Below are 14,509 nucleotides of genomic sequence, written 5' to 3' on the forward strand. Positions count from 1 at the left end.
TGCGGACGGAATATATGGGGATCGAGTGGCTACCGGTAGTTAGCTTCCAGGACGATGTAGTCGCGGGCGCCTTCGCCGGTCAAGGCCCAGCACATCATGTGAGGTGAACCCTCGATTCGCTCGCCGTAGCTGGATTCATAGCAATCGAAGCCATCGGTGACGTGACTGCGGGCGCCCCAAGCTGTGCCCGTGTCAAGCACCGTTTGCAAGATGGATTTGGCTTCATCACAAGTGATGCCGGCTAGGTTCTGGTACGTGTATTTTGCACCCATGCACGAACCGTTAGTGTTCGCCTCAGGCGCCTGCGTAGCAATCGAGGTAGGTGGCTCAGAGGCAGTCAAGGACTGGATGATGGGGAGAATCTGGTTGCGGAATTCGGCGCTGGCAGCGAACTGCTCGGCATCGGCCGTCAATTCATTGAGCTGATCTTTGGGTCCCAACTCCCGTGAGCCTAAAAAGGACAACCAATAATGATTGCCCCAGCTGAACCTGAAGTTCCACGTATCTGTTCCCGGGACAGCCGCACCGTAGGTGACCGCGGCGTTACCAGCGCGAGGGTCATGCCCAAGGCTAACGCCGACGACCGCTTGGGGAGCTGTCCCACCATTGTCTGTGGCGCCGACGATCGGCCCCAGAGGGGTCATGCTGATCAGCGGACCCATTCCCCCGGAGTTAGTTTCTAGTGGTGACGATAGGAGGGTGAGGATGCGCTGGCCTTCTTGATCAAACAGCGACCAGGGTGACCCCTCTTCAGACTCGGTGACAGTCCACCCGGTCGGGTAACGGAAGCTCAAGGTGCCATCGGGAGAGGTGAACGTCTCGTTGAGTGCAGTGGGTCCCTCGAACGCTGCTGGCGACCGAGTACTGGTTGGAGCCGCGGCCGGGGTCGGAGATGGGGTAGGGGAGAGTTCCGCGGGTGGCACGGCCGAGGTCTGAACCGAGGAGGTCGTTTCGGCCTGCACCGTTTCTGATGCACCCGAGCTTGAGGGGTCCGTTCCGAGATTCGAGCAGCCCGTGGCCGCCATCACGCACGCCACGACAAGAGGTATCAGAAGGACGCGAGAGACCGTATTCATGGTCACAGTGTCACACAAGTTCTGGCGGGTGCCGGACAGCGCAATGCAATCAGTTCATGAAGGTTGAACGCTGTAAGGCTCGTGGCTTTTCCTAAAAGCCATTCTCCATCAACCCTCCTCGCGCCGCCGCTTCCTCATGGGCGAGGATCTGAGCCTGTAGCTCTGGTTGAGCATGGGTGCTGAATGACCCGGGCAGGTGTTCCAGCAGGTTGATGGACTCCACGATGGGGGTGAGCGCATACTCCTTGCTGAGGTTGCGGGCTGTGGAAGTGCTGACGGCCAGCTCAGTGAACCGGCGCAGGTTATTCAGGAGCAATCCGGTTTGGCTGGCACGCTGCTCGTAGCTGGCGGAGGGACCGACGGGCGTTGCCGTCGTCATGATTCAATCCCCGTCGGTATTACCGCCCAGGTCTTCAACGGTCAGAGCCTCTCGGTTCTCGCAATGGTCGCCGCGGTGGTCCTCATTCAGCAGCGCCGGAACGCGGCACCCGCGCACGCCCAGTCGTGAAAATGCCCACCGACCGGGACATCGCCAATGCGGTCGGACCACTGATTGATCAGGCGAAGACCGCTGGCATGATGGAATCTGCCCGCCTGGCCCCGGCCACGCTGAACGAGCTGCGCACCAGCGGCGCCGCCAACGAATCCATCCAGGCAGTCGAGTCCCTGATGCGTCAGATGTTCGAGGCCGCCGGGATGGGCGTGCCGGCCGAACCGCTCAGGACTGTCCGGGACCTACAACGCAGCACCCTCGCTTCCCTGAGCCAGCCTCGATGAATTTAGCTATCGACGCCAACAGCGCAGCCCCACCGACGAATATCCCACCGATCACTATCTCCAGGGGATTGGTGTACGAGATGCTCTTGATCTGCAGGACGTCCGAGCGGATCTGAGCAAGAACGCGGTAGGGAGGATTCGTCCTTATTGGATGGCCACCTATCTCGACTTGCTCTCCAAGCTCCCGATCCAGAATTGCTTCAATTTCAGAATCGGTGCCTGACCCCCACGGCATTTTCCTCAGCGGTGGGGCGAGCAGTACAAAGCCCAGCGCCACCTCGTCGAGAGCTGCTCCGATGATTCGGTGCAGTTCCTCCGCACTGGCATTCGGCACGGTGTTGATGCTGATCCGAGGCAACGCTGCTTCGGTCCTGACTCTTGAATGAGTGGCAGTAGACATGACGTCACCCTAGCGGTACGCCGTGAGAGCACCACGGATTAGCTCAAGCAAGCGTGTCTACGCATGTTCCCCAGTGAAGGCCGATCGGGGCGGGCGTAGCACCTCCCACAGGACTAGGGAGCACTGTTGACCGTAACAGCAGAGGCTGCAGTAAGCGCAGCACAGAAGAGCCAGAAGTTCACTTATCGGGTGCGCATGCGCGACGACAAGATTGAGACTGGCGAGGCCACGCACACCAGCCGTGACGGTGTGATCGCCAGCCTGAAGCGCAACCAGGACATCCAGACGATCCTCTACGTCTTCAACCCAACCGCTCCCGGAGCCGGAGCGAAGTCCCGGCCGAAGAACCCCTCACTTGTGGCATCGTCACGCCAGCTGGAGTTTTGCCTCATCAACGGCCTGGACAAGCGCTAATTCCTGGGCGCCTTCGGTAGAGCGGCAAAACTGGATGACCCCGTCCTGCCCGGGGTGCACTCGGCCTAACATTTTGCCGTTCACCGCCGTCGGATAGAAAGCGGTCGGATACAGCGCCGCACACATGAGGTTGACCTCCCCTTTCTTTTTCGGAAAGGACTCCCTACGCCGCGGGTTGCGCGGCGGGTAAGAGAGCGGTTGACGCGGCCCGTTGCCGGGACCTCTGCGTCCGATCCCCCGGAGTCTCCGGGTTGGTGTTGATTACGCGGCCCAGAATGTTCTGGGCCGCATTGGTATCTGCGTGTGCCTCGTGCCCGCACTCGATGCAGATGAAGACCGCTTGACTCTCGCGGTTTCTTGCACTGGTGGCTTTGCAGGATTGGCATTGGCATTGGCGTGACGTGTTGCCTGGATTGACCCGGATGACGGTCATCTTGTCGGCTAGCCGGGTAGTGAACTTCCCCCAGCAGGAAGCCAGGATGGCCCGGTTCAGACCGGCCTTCGCCCTCGCATTATTGGGAAGGAAACTGCCAGGAATGTCGGGGTCTGGCCGGGGTGCCGGGCGCCGGACCATATTCGTGATCTTCAGGTCCTCGACCGCGGCTAGGTCATACATTCTGGCCAGAGCCGCGGTGGTTTGCTCGATCCAATTGGTCCGCCGATCGTTGAGAGTGCGGCGGAGGCCGGCCAGTTGCGCAATGGTTTTGACCCGCCGTTTCGACCCCTTCTCCTGGCGTGCCAGCCTGCGCTGCAGAGCCAGGAAGCGGCGTTGTTCTCCCGGAGTCCAGGAGGGGGCCTGGATGAAGGTCCCATCGCTGGTGGCCACTGTGTTCTTCACACCGACATCGATCCCCACCTCTGCCCCGGTGCAGGCAGGAATCCTGGGCCTTGGTGGTGTGGTGATGGAAACGTGCCACCGCCCGTTATGGTGGACCGCCCTGGCGCTAGTGCCCTGCTCGGCGTCCTGGTATCGGTAGGTGAGTCGAAACTTCACCCAGCCGACCTTCGGTATCTGGATTAGAGCCTACTTGCGGTTGATCCGGCGTAGGAACAAGTCCCGGATGGCGAAACCCGATTTTAGATCCCGCGCCGACCGGAACCGCGGGTATCTTGTGTGACCGGCAAAAAACTTCTTGAACGCCTGGTCGAGATCCCGCAAGGCGTTCTGCTGGATGACGGCGGACCCATCCCGCAGCCAATCCAATTCCTGGCGAAGCTCGGTGAGCTCTCTGCACTGGGTATACAGGTTAATCTTCTGCTCGAAGTGACGCTTATCCTTCGTCCACATTGAACGCTGTTCCAGACCGAGGTTGTAGACGAACCGAGCGTGCTCAGCGTGCGTCACCATGAGGGCTTGCTGCTCCTGGGTGGGATACAACCGCTGCTTCAGGCTCATAGCACCCAATGTGTATCACGGAGCAACCATTACTGGCGAAAAGACACGACGCGATTCTTTGGCCAAAGGGCTCGAACCACATAACAAAAGATCGGCAGGATCATCCGGAGCTGAACAAGAAGGCCGCAAATGCGGTATGAGAGAGGTCTTTCGGACGAACAGAACCTGGGCGCTATGCCGACTAATCCCTCGGCGGGTCGTGCTGACTTTCGCTTGGCTCGGTGGGCTGCACGGAAGGTTCAATCGGCGGCAGCGAGTTCTCCCTCTCATTCACGATCTCGACGATTCTTTCCAGTAGCTCAGGCGTAATTTCCGGTTGTTGAGATCCTTCGAGTCCAGAAAAAACAATCCAAAGTAGGGTCAACCACTGAGCCAGACCTACGCCTTTGGGGCTGACAATTTTGTTGAAGGCAGAGGCAAACTCTGGGGCTACCTTAGTGAGAGTGCGCTGCACTTTTTGCTCAATCACCGTGGCATCAGCTGAAGGGCTGCTTATTTCTTCGCGAGCCCAGGTAAGAGTCGACTGGATTCGAATCACTTCGCTTGGTGAGGGATGAAAAGATCGGTGCCCGCGATCGTTCCTGTAGAGCCCGTCCACAACGGGAATCGGTCTGGGAGGACTGTGATCTATACACTCGGTCTGCGTTCTCTCGAAAACGAACTCTGAGGTTGCGCCATCATCGAGCGGAGTCTCAACCTGGATAAGGCCGTGGTCCGGACAAACCGCCCATACAACTAGCATCCGAAAAGTATATGGTTCAGCCCTCTGCATCACTAGCGTCTATCCACGAGCAAAATCGTCACTAGACCCGCGCGTTGAATAGGCCGCGGGTCGCGATAACCGATTCAGCAGCAACCCTGACGCATAGATAACGCGTGCTTCTGATTCCTATCGATACTCGGGCCACACCAGGGCCGGTCCAGGAGGCTCCTGCCGCTGATGCACCGGCGCCCGCGGGGGAGGGTGTCGCCTACGCCGGGGCTGCGCCGATTATGGCTGGAGACCCTGGCTTCGAGGCCAAGTTCGATAGGGACGGTGACGGCGTAGGCTGCCAGTCCTAGTTGCTGGCTCAGACGTGTCAGAGTGGACGCGGCCCGACCAACAGATCAAAGGAGTGGATAGCTTGAGTGTTTCCAACACCTTGACCTGGTTCGGCGTAGCACTCCTAGGGGTGTTCATTCTGGTGCCATTGATCTACCGGCTGAGACATCCAGACCTCAAGCCGACTGCTGCCACTGACCGCAAGATGGACCGACTGATTTGGGTTCAAATCGTCTTCATCCTTATCGTCCTTACGACGGCAGTCATCCTGAGGGAAAACGGTCTTTAGCGTTCGCTATCGAGCTTCTTCGGGAGTGTCTTCATATCGGAACGTATGCCGTAATTTCTTGAGCTCCCTGATCCCGACGATGAAGCCGAAAATACCAAGAGGAACCATGATGGCGCTGATCAGGATATGATCCCGGGTTGGTTCGTCCAGCACTAGCAGCATGATGGGAATGGCGATTGTTGCAATGACGCCCATGGGGATCTGGATCAACAACCGGATTCTGGTCCTTCTGGCGTGCGGGTGATTCATGGGGTCCACGGACAACTGCTCTCGTTATTGGCTGCGCGGCAGAGCTTCTTTTGCTCCTACATTACTGGGGCGTCCTTTACTGTTGCCCAATGGGATCTCCACGGAACAGCAGCTTCCGAGCCGACTCGGCGGCCAGAATGCCAGCACACTTTGCGGTTCTTCCTGATTCGGCAGACTCCCGGCTACTAAGAGACCTCACCAGTCATGCCAACGATCTGTCGGAGGCAGCCCACGCCCTCCAAGGAGCTCTGAACGTAGGGGTGGACTCCGATCTGTGGGAGTTCCTGACCTCACACGCCGTGACCGCCTACGTCCGACCCTTCATCCACTCCAACGTCCGCACCCGGCTCGATAAGATGCCAGAGGTTGCACCGGTGCCATCGGAGCTGCAAGCGGTCCATGACATAGTCAGGAAATACCGCAACACCACGGTCGCCCACTCGCAGGCCGACTTGGTGATGCCCCTGCCGGTCGCTGTGCTGGATGACAGCGGCTACGGCATTGACGTCATGGGTGTCGCCTTCGTCCAGACAATTCCTCTTTCGTTCGCACAGGCCTTCGCTGCCCTCATCAATGCGATGGAGGAGGTCGTCGACCAGGCAACACAGCCGGTTCTCGAGCGACTGCGTACCAGCTTGAAGCTTGAAGCACCTGAATCGATTGCTTCCTGGCCTCAACCTGAGGTCTCCATTGTCTGGAATGCCGACTTCAGCGCTGGCGGTCGGAGGAAAGATGCTCCCCGCCTCACCTTCTATGGAAAGGTTGAACCAATCTCGACGGAAATCGTGCCAGAGGGGGATGGCGTGGACGGACACCAGTCATGAGCGCCTTATCTGACCTCCTGAACGATTCGAATACCGAGAAACTGTCTGCCCGTCGCATCCAGGCGATCGCCGAGTCGAAAGGCGTCAAGGTCACCAACACGTCAATTCCAAGTACCTGCGTGGAGAGCCGGAGACGCCCAGTGAGCATCTGCTGAGCGCCTTTTCGGTGGTTTTGGGTGTCCCAATGCCCAGACTGCGCGAGGCAGCTGGGATGCCTGCCGGAGAGCCTGAACCGTTCGTCCCGGAGAGTGCGAACCGGCTCAACGCTCGGCAGCGGGACCTCGTCCTGCACACCATTCGGGTGCTCCTCAACGAGAGCTGACCGCCAGCGGGCTGTCGCAACAGGTCGTAGCCAAGCTGACTTTTCTCATGGTTGCTGTCGTCCCATCCGACGAAGTGCCGCATCCCAGATGATGGTCGTCTGGCATACCTCTGACATTTCGACAGGCAACGACTACTTTCCATCGTTGACGACGGGGGGCCATTCGGCAGGCTCGACGTTGGCCGGCTTGGTGGTCGGATCGTCGTCCCAGTCGAATTTTGGAGGCGGATCCCACCTCTCGGGGTTACCAAAATCGACAGCACTCAAGCTGAACTGAGCGAAATTAAAACCTGTTTTTCCCGCGAAGTACGCGCTATCAAAACTCGCGAATTTAGTGAACTCGGATGCGAAGAAGAGGGTGCTTCCTGTGAATCGCGCTGCGCTAAAGTCGGTAAAGCCGGCGAAGTGGGTTCCGTTGAAAAGGGTGACGCCTGAAAACGAGGCGCCAGAGAAATCGGTGTTGTCTGTGAAGTTTGCGTCAGCGAACGTGGTGACTCCGATGAAACGTGCCGAGCCGAATCGGGTGGTTTCTGCGAAGTAAGCTCCGGCGAACGAGGTGAACCGGCCTGCGAACTCCACTCCGCCGAAGTTGGCCTGCTCAAACAGCACGCCATGAAAGTCGAAGTTGCACTTAGACCACGAAATTTCGGCGGTATCTCGAAGGTGGGCTTTGACGACATTGACAATAGTTTGTCTGACTACCCGATCGTTTTGTCGGTAGCTGTGATGCTCTTCGACTTCTGGTCGCAAATCTCCTGAGGGACGCCTGACGATGAGTTGGTGCTGATGGTTAGCACCAATGTCCGGCGAGTAGGGAAGCCGAAGGTAACCACAGAGCACATCGATGCATTGCTGCTGTTTTAGTCCATGAACCTGGTCAGCAACACCAGCCATTGCGTAGACGCCGGCCATTCGCACCGCAGGGTCGGGATGTCCGAGCTGCTGCGCTGCGGCACCGAAGTGTTCAACGAACCGACTGCTTTCCAGATCACGCTGCTTGCGGTAGGCGACGATCAGGAAAACGACACCACCAACACCAGCAACGATAGTCAGCACTGTCCTGGTCAGATCAGCGGGCTGGACTGGTCGGTCGCCGATGTCGAGGAGGCCGGAAAGGACGAGGGTCGCCGCAATAGCTACGAGTACCGCCGCGGCTAACCCGAGAAGGACGGCAGGGAGAAGGGGCTGTCGTACTGCCCACTTTTTGGCAGATCTATAACGGCGCTTCAAGTTTGGGAGAGTCATTGACTCCGTGAACCGCTTGCGTGCCTCCTGAAGCTTTCCCACTCGTCCCCCCATCCGCTCAGGCGAGGAGGTGCGAACCTCGCGCTTCACTGGATCATATGTGTCCGGACGGGCCAGTGGGCGCGACTTGATCGGAGGTTTAATCACTGCTCAGCTCAAATTGACGAGTTGTGAAGTTGGCGCCCGGCTTAGGTATTTACACCTCGCCGGTTGAGGAGCATCATGGACTGATGGTCGACCGTCGTGTACCTGGGGCCCAAAAGGGCCAGCAAGTCTGGGTCTGCCCGCGGGATAAAACTGTGAAGCGTCGAAATTCCCGAAGCTTAGAATGTCCTAATCACAAAGGCGAGATGATGGTTCCCCTCAAGGGCGCTGTCCGTTAGGTATCTTGCGCCGCAACCTCGCGAGCCAACTCCCACCTGCCTGGACAGAGACCTCATGGTCGGATGATCGCGAATCCTCCTCGCGCACGTACTCCGCAATAGCAACGAGGAGGGACCCGTAGTATCGCGCGCTTGCGACCGCAGCCCGATACAGACTCCAAGCCCCCACGGAAGCGACGACCAACGCTACAACTGTGTAGGTCACGTGCGTAGAGTTGAACCGCAGGGCAGCGATGAGTCCGGACGTTACCGCCACCAGAAACATGGAGCAATACAGGTCTAGGCGTCCACGCTGCTCGTCGTGTGACGATTGCAGTGATGGTGGCAGAAGGTGGAATGAGCGGTCCACGAGGTCCTGAACCGTCTCGTAGCCAGTATCATTTTCGAAGCGACGCAGCACGTTGCCTAGCCGGGTTGGCATCATGTGCTTGGAGTGCGGAAAATCATCCAGCGCTTTCTCGACATTCACATGCCGTCTGCGTAAGTCGGATGGCGCGTATCGCCACCAATCGGTCGAGTCGACAAGTGCAACTTGTGCGTCGTTCAAAGTTGAGGGCGAGTCTCTTCCGAGCACCTGGGCGCCGAGCGCTTGGACCATGTCGTTCGTATAGTCGTCATCCGCCGCGATGTGAAGCTTCGCTCTCTTCCAAGCTTGCTTGGTCAGCCGTCTCTGACGCTTCACAAGTCGCTTCCTGACGTTCCGCCAATGTTTCGCCCGCGCTTGCGCAACCCGTTCAAATGGTCTCCATACGCCCCAGTAGCCTTCGAGTAACCTGATCGACTCGAACGTAAACGCCTGAGTAACCATCGTCACAACAACCACAGTCAGCACCAGCAGTACAGCCCCGCCGATACTGATGTTTGCCATCTGTTCCAACGCCGATGAGATCACAACGCCCGGATCAAGTGGGGCTGGCTTTCCTTCGTTCTCTAGGGTGCCATGGCCTTCTAGTACGCCGCCCACCCGCATTATGAAGGTGACCAGCAGCGTGAGCGCCCCGGCGGGAAGCCAAGCGCTGAGCGCCAACTGCTCGAGGATGCGTGCCACGAGTTGCGATAGCGAGCTCGACGCCGTGGACAGTGCCACGGACACGGCATTCTCTGGCTGGCGGGCAGTCACGATCCAATCTTCCCGCGCCGAGCCTCCGGAGCGGTGCATTGCATCAGGTACGGCGTGTGTCGTCGTCACACTTAACCGACTCGGTTTCAGGTCGCTGTGCTGGGAGGTCGACGGGTAGCTTCGGCTTACGGGACCGTCGTTTTCCGTCGGTTGTTACCCCAAAGCTGAAGCCCTGCTATCTCGAAGGCCGCAGCCAAAATGCCTCACTGCCTTTCGCAGAGCACAGCCGTTCCGGCTAGTGCATGGCCCGGGACGCGCTCGTAGATGAACTGCAAATTGGAAGACTGTGGTTCTTCCCGGTCCTGGCTGGCCGTCTTCTCGGTGGGTTCGAGCAGCAACCGGTTTGACCGCTGTGCCCAAATTTTGTTGTGGGACAGTAAAGTTTTGCCGTCGTGGAGCTAACTCCAGTTGTGTGGCATAGATGAAACATTTCTGCTGATCTGAAGGGTGGTCCAGTGGGCAAGCTTTGTTTGTGTCCGGGAGTTGGATGACATTTGAACCATCAGCCAGTCTGGAAGACTGAACCAGGGGTAACGGAATAGGCGGTCACGTGCGCGAGACCTCGGAAGCAGAGCACCCAGAAGCGACAACGAGCCAAAGGAATAATGGCGTGACCAATTACTGGTGGGCGAATCAGTCCGACAATTTTGAGCGGGTGGAGGGAACCTTGTGGACGAATTTCGTCGACGCAAAAGGGGCCCGGCGACCTGGCTCCGTTGCGCTCGGAAACACAAACCTGGGCGACGTAGTATTCCACTGCAATAAGCAGTTCGTCAGAACGATCAGCATCATCGTCAGTGAACCCGTCGGCACGTATCGGCCACCTGCTTACCAGGGTAGGCAAAGCGGGACCGAAAAGGATGAAGGATGGCTTGTACTGGTTAAACCGCTCGTTACCGACTTGCGAATAGATCGACGCAAAGATCTGTCGTTCCTCGAATTGGGTGGTACAGGTCCATTCACCAAGCTTGGCGGGTTGAAGCGAGGCGTGTATCTGTCTCCGCTGTCACAAAGCAGCGCTGAGAAGCTTCTGGCTTCATCCGGCGTCGAGGTCGCCAAGATTCCCAGGACAGACCTTAACGAGTACGCAGAGCCGTTTTCAGGTGCAGATCTGACTGAGACAGACAAACTCTTACTGACGAAGCAGAGAGTGGAGCAGCACTACCTACGATCGGCCTTGCTTGAAAGGTCGGAGCGGCGTTGTTCGATGTGCCACCGCGAAATGCCAGAGAGTTTGTTGGTCGCTGGGCATATCAAGCCACGCTCGGCTTGCAGCGAGGAAGAACGCAAAGATTTTGTGTCTGCAGCGATGCTGATCTGTTCGCTGGGCTGCGACAGTCTGTATGAACGTGGAATGATCGCTGTCGAAGCGAGCGGCAACGTTGTCCGCTCGTCCCAGTCCGTAACACCCGACGTCGATCGCTTGCTGGACACGCTCGCGGGCAACCGGTGCCGCCACCACACCCACTCGACTGCTCCATTCTTCCAGTGGCATTTAGAGAACACTTTCATCGGGTGACTGCTTTGCGGAGGACAACTCACGGTTTGGTTGAGAGCTGTCTCCTCGTCATTTGTCATGCACCGGTCGGTAACCCTGTGTCGTTTCTCGGTGACCTGATGAGCTACGTGGTCATGTTGGAACGGACGCTGTCCGGTGAGAGATCGTCTATTGCGGAATAGAAGGGGTCCAAGGGCGCTGTCGGTTTCCACATCCCTCGTGCGCGTGCGTTCTGCCCATCGAGTAGACGCCTACTACCGGGGATCTCATGAACTCACGCGTACGGTCGACTTCCTGTCTGCTATGGCGATACTCAATTTTCTCACGGTTGATCTCGCCGTGCCGTGCCAAACGCGGGAACCAGAAGCTGTTGGGGCCCTTAACAGCCGAAGTAAATTGATGCCAGTCTCGGAGGGAGTCACCGATTATCTCGGTGCCAGTAGGAGCCGACCCGCTCAGGACATTTAGGCTTCCGGAAGTCGCGTGAAGCGCGGGAGGTCCATCAAGATCCTCGTAGCTGATACGGGACGTCCTACTTCTTGTCCTTCTTCTTCAACTTGGCTAGCTTTTCCTTATATTTTGCCTTCTCCTGGAGGCGCTTGGCTTCTGCCCTGAGTTCCCGCGGGGTCTTGTTCGTTGCGCCTGGCGTGCGTGGCATTATGTCTCCAATTCGGATAGAAAAAACAAAACTTATCCTATAGCTCGGAGTTACTTCTGAATGCTCTCGTCAGCACGGGCACCGTTGGCTACAACAGTTCGTTCTCCGCTTCCAAAGGTCGCCAGTCCTCCTCAATTTGCTGGACTTGCAAGGCACAGTCTGGGGATAGCTGGTCTAGAGCATCCCAATCGATGCGATCCAGTTCCGCATCGAGAATCGGTACGTAGATTTCCACGTTGGGAGGTGGGTCTTCTGCCAGAAGTAGAGTGTGGAGAGCGATGATGAGTCCCGCTCGAGACACGGCAACGCTCCCGGGAAGAACTCCATATAGGTTGCTAAGGCTCTGCCATACGTGCAGCAACTTCATTCGGTCGTCAAGGCAAGGCGGCATAAGCTCCATAGAAAGCGAAAGCTCGAGGATGGCGAGAGTGGTTAGAGCGGGCAGAAATTCCCCGCTTTTATAGCCATCCGCATACTCCTCGACGAGTGGTCCGACGAAGCCGAACTGGCGGTGGAACGGGGCATGGTTAAGGCTAGATGAGGCCCGTCCGAGGCGGGCTGCCCAGAGGAGCAGGGCAGGTTCAATCGGCGATGACGGCTGATTCACGAGTTGGTCCCTTCAGGTTAAATAAAAAATGGCCCGTCCCGAGGAAGGGCGAAGCTCTTAGTTGGGTTGTAACTGGTCGTTTACCGTTGGGATGTATGCCTTCTCCAGTGATCCACCGAGTTTCCGAAGTACTGTGCTTCATCGGCGGAAGGAGCGGCACCCATGACTCGGCATCGTGAGTGGTAGTCCAATTGCTCATCCGCACTGAGACGCTGCTTACGGCTGAGAAGCGCGGAGGGGAACGCGACCGGTCGGATCTCGCCATATTGCACCACAGCATTGAGGCTCCTTATCCAACTGGGGAATCGGTCGTCGACGCGCTCCAGTCCGCGAACGCATTCTGCCCCCCGATTCAGGATCCGGAAGTGATGTTGCAGGAGGTTCCAGTACCGTTGACGGTGACTCGGGGGCATCTGCACCGGGCTGCATAACATTTCGGCAAGCACCACAACGAGCCGTTGGCGGGCTTGGAGCATGTCGCTTCCCCTGGCATCAGCTTCATAAAGAACGAGCAGGGCGGCCCAAGTGTCTGTGATAGTCGAAAGGACATCAGAGGGAGCTATTGCCCCCTCGACGAGACGTATCTGCTGTCGCAACACTTTGGTGGCGTGCTGTGACGGCTTTGACCTATGATCCACTAGCAGTGTTGCAACAGACTCCATGGCAATTTCTAAGGGCCGCCGACGGTACTTCGAGGACGCTTGTCCCCTATTCTGACGTGTCGTGATCTTGCGTTGCGCGCTGCTAGTAGTAGTGGTCGTAAAGACGATGGTCATGACATTCCTTTCTGATTTTGGGTACAAAAAAGGGCCCCATATAGGGCCCTGCTATTTGCTCAACGAGCAATTGGTTTTCTATCGTCCTGTCCGCTATGTCTTCCCCTATAAGGGGAGACGACAAAGCCTCAGCTCGCATGCTCCTTCAGGTACAACCCGAAAGCTGACAGTTCCAATAACACCCAACGTGTAGGACACAATCAAATCCTGCCGGTCGGATCGCCATCCAGCTCAGCAATACGTCGTCCCGCCTCACGGCATGGCTCTATCTTGAAGCCCTGAGAACTTCACTGTCCCACAACAAGCGTTACAGGCACAAGCGATCAAACCTGTTGCATGGCTGCCATCACTAGCAGGACGTTTCGTACCCGGTATGGCCTCCGTGCAGCCTCTTCATCGACTTTTTCGCAAATGAAGGTCCAAACCGGTGGGGGTCTCAACCGGGCAAAGCAACGCCCAGGATCGGACAGGAAGATGATGGGAATGGTGCGTGACTATGGGTCTATTGCTGAGCAGCCGTACCAGCTGTGGGGGAGTAGCGACAGGGACACTCTCCACGGGGGACGTTTATTCCGACGTTTATCCAGGAAGCTGCGGGAAACGAGGGGATGCGGAGGGTAAGCTCGGAGCGCTACCAAGTGCGTTTTGCCTTGTCAGCGGGCCAAATGAGGCCCCTGCAGGAAACTCCGGGAACCCCCGCTATGTAAACAGGGGGTCGCCGGTTCGAATCCGGCAGGAGGCTCCACCAAAGACCGCCGCTGGTTCTAGCGCGGCCCCTGGACCCCACAGCTCCGAATCTCCTCAGCCCTTGCCGCCTGCATGCCGTGTTTCACCCCGAACCGGATGATGAAGTACAGGACGAAACAGCCGAGGATCGCAGGAATGATCGTGACCAGCAGTACCGGAAAGATGATGAACGCATCCAAGCCCATGTGTTCCCCCAAAGATTGCTTGTAAAGGCAGCCAACGGAGTGCCTCGATCCAATCTAACCTCGATCTTTCCAGTACCCCATCACAGGGCGCTGTTTACGAGGTGGCCGCGTCGCGAGCGGTGAGAATCGAATTCTAGTCGGCCGGCACGCGTTCCGCCGGCCCCGGAACCGTCTGTTCTATCGGACGGCTTGTTGGCGGCGCCAATGCCGGCCCCAGGAGCGCCGTCTCTTCACGGTAGTCCCAGAACCACGACTCGCCAGGTTCGAAGCTGCGCACATAGCGGTGTCCGGTGGCCTGAAAATGCGCGGTGGCATGCTGTCCGAGTGAGGAGTCGCAGCAGCCGATGTGTCCGCACACGGCGCACCGTCTGAGGTGGACCCACCAGCTACCGGACGCTTCGCACTCAAGACAGCCGGTACCGCTCGGGGGCGCTGTCACATTGATCCCTGCCATGGTCATTTGCTGCCTCCTGGGTCGATTCAAGGTGAAGAGTCCGGACT

Annotated in this window: 22 protein-coding genes; 9 read left to right on the forward strand and 13 right to left on the reverse strand. The window is 57.9% G+C overall.

The genetic code is table 11. The annotated features are described in order from the left end of the window. Positions 1–29 precede the first annotated feature (29 nt). Both HMI57_RS14125 and HMI57_RS14130 read right to left on the reverse strand, forming a co-directional pair. Positions 30–794, reverse strand: a complete 765-nt coding sequence (locus HMI57_RS14125) for a hypothetical protein (protein ID WP_171586643.1) — start codon at positions 792–794, stop codon at positions 30–32. A 373-nt stretch (positions 795–1,167) separates the two neighbouring features. Continuing rightward, entirely contained in the window at positions 1,168–1,455 is a 288-nt protein-coding gene (locus HMI57_RS14130; RefSeq protein ID WP_171586644.1) for a hypothetical protein, read from the reverse strand. A 131-nt stretch (positions 1,456–1,586) separates the two neighbouring features. Here HMI57_RS14130 and HMI57_RS14135 point away from each other — a divergent pair, with 131 nt between their 5' ends. Beyond that, positions 1,587–1,853 carry a hypothetical protein gene (locus tag HMI57_RS14135; RefSeq protein ID WP_171586645.1) on the forward strand — a complete coding sequence of 89 codons (267 nt, stop codon included), beginning with the start codon at positions 1,587–1,589 and terminating at the stop codon, positions 1,851–1,853. Here the strand turns inward: HMI57_RS14135 and HMI57_RS14140 are convergent. Then, the gene (locus HMI57_RS14140; protein WP_171586646.1) at positions 1,795–2,253 is read right to left on the reverse strand and encodes a hypothetical protein; all 459 of its coding nucleotides are present in this window, start codon (positions 2,251–2,253) and stop codon (positions 1,795–1,797) included. The two genes, HMI57_RS14135 and HMI57_RS14140, sit on opposite strands and share 59 nt — an antisense overlap. Before the next feature lie 126 nt (positions 2,254–2,379). Between HMI57_RS14140 and HMI57_RS14145 the strand changes: the two genes are divergently transcribed. Further along, the gene (locus tag HMI57_RS14145) at positions 2,380–2,667 is read left to right on the forward strand and encodes a hypothetical protein (protein ID WP_171586647.1); all 288 of its coding nucleotides are present in this window, start codon (positions 2,380–2,382) and stop codon (positions 2,665–2,667) included. A 163-nt stretch (positions 2,668–2,830) separates the two neighbouring features. Here the strand turns inward: HMI57_RS14145 and HMI57_RS14150 are convergent, their stop codons facing one another. The 3 genes from HMI57_RS14150 to HMI57_RS14160 form a co-directional block, all read right to left on the reverse strand. After that, positions 2,831–3,685, reverse strand: coding sequence for a transposase (locus tag HMI57_RS14150; RefSeq protein WP_346655225.1), 855 nt, complete (start codon positions 3,683–3,685; stop codon positions 2,831–2,833). Between the two features lie 6 nt (positions 3,686–3,691). Then, on the reverse strand, positions 3,692–4,063 hold the full coding sequence (locus HMI57_RS14155; RefSeq protein ID WP_171586649.1) for a helix-turn-helix domain-containing protein: 372 nt from the start codon (positions 4,061–4,063) through the stop codon (positions 3,692–3,694). Positions 4,064–4,244: 181 nt separating this feature from the next. Beyond that, entirely contained in the window at positions 4,245–4,532 is a 288-nt protein-coding gene (locus tag HMI57_RS14160; RefSeq protein WP_171586650.1) for a hypothetical protein, read from the reverse strand. A gap of 407 nt (positions 4,533–4,939) precedes the next feature. On the opposite strand from HMI57_RS14160, the gene HMI57_RS19175 reads away from it, so the two are divergent. Together HMI57_RS19175 and HMI57_RS14170 are read left to right on the forward strand one after the other, a co-directional pair. Beyond that, a complete protein-coding gene (locus HMI57_RS19175; RefSeq protein WP_346655219.1) occupies positions 4,940–5,125 on the forward strand; it encodes an excalibur calcium-binding domain-containing protein in 186 nt (61 codons plus the stop codon). A 62-nt stretch (positions 5,126–5,187) separates the two neighbouring features. Beyond that, positions 5,188–5,394 carry a hypothetical protein gene (locus HMI57_RS14170; RefSeq protein ID WP_171586651.1) on the forward strand — a complete coding sequence of 69 codons (207 nt, stop codon included), beginning with the start codon at positions 5,188–5,190 and terminating at the stop codon, positions 5,392–5,394. Positions 5,395–5,400: 6 nt separating this feature from the next. On the opposite strand, the gene HMI57_RS14175 is transcribed toward HMI57_RS14170, so the two are convergent. Then, complete coding sequence (locus HMI57_RS14175; RefSeq protein WP_171586652.1) at positions 5,401–5,604, reverse strand: hypothetical protein; 204 nt, start codon at positions 5,602–5,604, stop codon at positions 5,401–5,403. Between the two features lie 176 nt (positions 5,605–5,780). Here HMI57_RS14175 and HMI57_RS14180 point away from each other — a divergent pair, with 176 nt between their 5' ends. Genes HMI57_RS14180 through HMI57_RS14190 form a run of 3 tightly spaced genes read left to right on the forward strand, consistent with a single transcriptional unit; the run spans position 5,781 to position 6,789 of the window. Then, on the forward strand, positions 5,781–6,467 hold the full coding sequence (locus HMI57_RS14180) for a hypothetical protein (protein ID WP_171586653.1): 687 nt from the start codon (positions 5,781–5,783) through the stop codon (positions 6,465–6,467). Continuing rightward, the gene (locus tag HMI57_RS14185; RefSeq protein WP_171586654.1) at positions 6,464–6,622 is read left to right on the forward strand and encodes a hypothetical protein; all 159 of its coding nucleotides are present in this window, start codon (positions 6,464–6,466) and stop codon (positions 6,620–6,622) included. Before HMI57_RS14180 ends, HMI57_RS14185 begins: the two co-directional genes overlap by 4 nt. Positions 6,623–6,651: 29 nt before the next feature. Next, entirely contained in the window at positions 6,652–6,789 is a 138-nt protein-coding gene (locus HMI57_RS14190; RefSeq protein ID WP_171586655.1) for a hypothetical protein, read from the forward strand. Between the two features lie 132 nt (positions 6,790–6,921). On the opposite strand, the gene HMI57_RS14195 is transcribed toward HMI57_RS14190, so the two are convergent. Further along, positions 6,922–7,701, reverse strand: a complete 780-nt coding sequence (locus tag HMI57_RS14195; RefSeq protein WP_171586656.1) for a pentapeptide repeat-containing protein — start codon at positions 7,699–7,701, stop codon at positions 6,922–6,924. Between the two features lie 18 nt (positions 7,702–7,719). On the opposite strand from HMI57_RS14195, the gene HMI57_RS14200 reads away from it, so the two are divergent. Continuing rightward, on the forward strand, positions 7,720–7,947 hold the full coding sequence (locus HMI57_RS14200; RefSeq protein ID WP_171586657.1) for a hypothetical protein: 228 nt from the start codon (positions 7,720–7,722) through the stop codon (positions 7,945–7,947). 450 nt (positions 7,948–8,397) lie between these two features. Here the strand turns inward: HMI57_RS14200 and HMI57_RS14205 are convergent, their stop codons facing one another. After that, positions 8,398–9,537 carry a hypothetical protein gene (locus HMI57_RS14205; RefSeq protein ID WP_171586658.1) on the reverse strand — a complete coding sequence of 380 codons (1,140 nt, stop codon included), beginning with the start codon at positions 9,535–9,537 and terminating at the stop codon, positions 8,398–8,400. A 550-nt stretch (positions 9,538–10,087) separates the two neighbouring features. Between HMI57_RS14205 and HMI57_RS14210 the strand changes: the two genes are divergently transcribed. Next, entirely contained in the window at positions 10,088–11,056 is a 969-nt protein-coding gene (locus tag HMI57_RS14210) for a hypothetical protein (RefSeq protein WP_171586659.1), read from the forward strand. Between the two features lie 511 nt (positions 11,057–11,567). Here HMI57_RS14210 and HMI57_RS19405 read toward each other — a convergent pair. The 4 genes from HMI57_RS19405 to HMI57_RS14225 form a co-directional block, all read right to left on the reverse strand. Then, entirely contained in the window at positions 11,568–11,693 is a 126-nt protein-coding gene (locus tag HMI57_RS19405; protein WP_267313550.1) for a hypothetical protein, read from the reverse strand. An 88-nt stretch (positions 11,694–11,781) separates the two neighbouring features. Further along, entirely contained in the window at positions 11,782–12,300 is a 519-nt protein-coding gene (locus tag HMI57_RS14215) for a hypothetical protein (protein ID WP_171586660.1), read from the reverse strand. A 1,540-nt stretch (positions 12,301–13,840) separates the two neighbouring features. Continuing rightward, the gene (locus tag HMI57_RS14220) at positions 13,841–14,008 is read right to left on the reverse strand and encodes a hypothetical protein (RefSeq protein ID WP_171586661.1); all 168 of its coding nucleotides are present in this window, start codon (positions 14,006–14,008) and stop codon (positions 13,841–13,843) included. Between the two features lie 133 nt (positions 14,009–14,141). Further along, the gene (locus HMI57_RS14225) at positions 14,142–14,468 is read right to left on the reverse strand and encodes a UBP-type zinc finger domain-containing protein (RefSeq protein ID WP_216607508.1); all 327 of its coding nucleotides are present in this window, start codon (positions 14,466–14,468) and stop codon (positions 14,142–14,144) included. Positions 14,469–14,509: the final 41 nt, after the last annotated feature.

Origin of the sequence: Arthrobacter sp. 260, from assembly GCF_013116745.1 — a bacterium.
Lineage (GTDB): Bacteria > Actinomycetota > Actinomycetes > Actinomycetales > Micrococcaceae > Arthrobacter_D.

What these genes read in the sequence shown, in the direction of transcription:
- HMI57_RS14130 (WP_171586644.1), bottom strand. Translation starts at nt 1,455, where the DNA reads ATGACGACGGCAACGCCCGTCGGTCCCTCCGCCAGCTACGAGCAGCGT.
- HMI57_RS14135 (WP_171586645.1), top strand. Translation starts at nt 1,587, where the DNA reads ATGCCCACCGACCGGGACATCGCCAATGCGGTCGGACCACTGATTGAT.
- HMI57_RS14140 (WP_171586646.1), bottom strand. Translation starts at nt 2,253, where the DNA reads ATGTCTACTGCCACTCATTCAAGAGTCAGGACCGAAGCAGCGTTGCCT.
- HMI57_RS14155 (WP_171586649.1), bottom strand. Translation starts at nt 4,063, where the DNA reads ATGAGCCTGAAGCAGCGGTTGTATCCCACCCAGGAGCAGCAAGCCCTC.
- HMI57_RS14180 (WP_171586653.1), top strand. Translation starts at nt 5,781, where the DNA reads ATGCCAGCACACTTTGCGGTTCTTCCTGATTCGGCAGACTCCCGGCTA.
- HMI57_RS14185 (WP_171586654.1), top strand. Translation starts at nt 6,464, where the DNA reads ATGAGCGCCTTATCTGACCTCCTGAACGATTCGAATACCGAGAAACTG.
- HMI57_RS14190 (WP_171586655.1), top strand. Translation starts at nt 6,652, where the DNA reads ATGCCCAGACTGCGCGAGGCAGCTGGGATGCCTGCCGGAGAGCCTGAA.
- HMI57_RS14195 (WP_171586656.1), bottom strand. Translation starts at nt 7,701, where the DNA reads ATGGCCGGCGTCTACGCAATGGCTGGTGTTGCTGACCAGGTTCATGGA.
- HMI57_RS14200 (WP_171586657.1), top strand. Translation starts at nt 7,720, where the DNA reads ATGTCCGAGCTGCTGCGCTGCGGCACCGAAGTGTTCAACGAACCGACT.
- HMI57_RS19405 (WP_267313550.1), bottom strand. Translation starts at nt 11,693, where the DNA reads ATGCCACGCACGCCAGGCGCAACGAACAAGACCCCGCGGGAACTCAGG.
- HMI57_RS14220 (WP_171586661.1), bottom strand. Translation starts at nt 14,008, where the DNA reads ATGGGCTTGGATGCGTTCATCATCTTTCCGGTACTGCTGGTCACGATC.
- HMI57_RS14225 (WP_216607508.1), bottom strand. Translation starts at nt 14,468, where the DNA reads ATGACCATGGCAGGGATCAATGTGACAGCGCCCCCGAGCGGTACCGGC.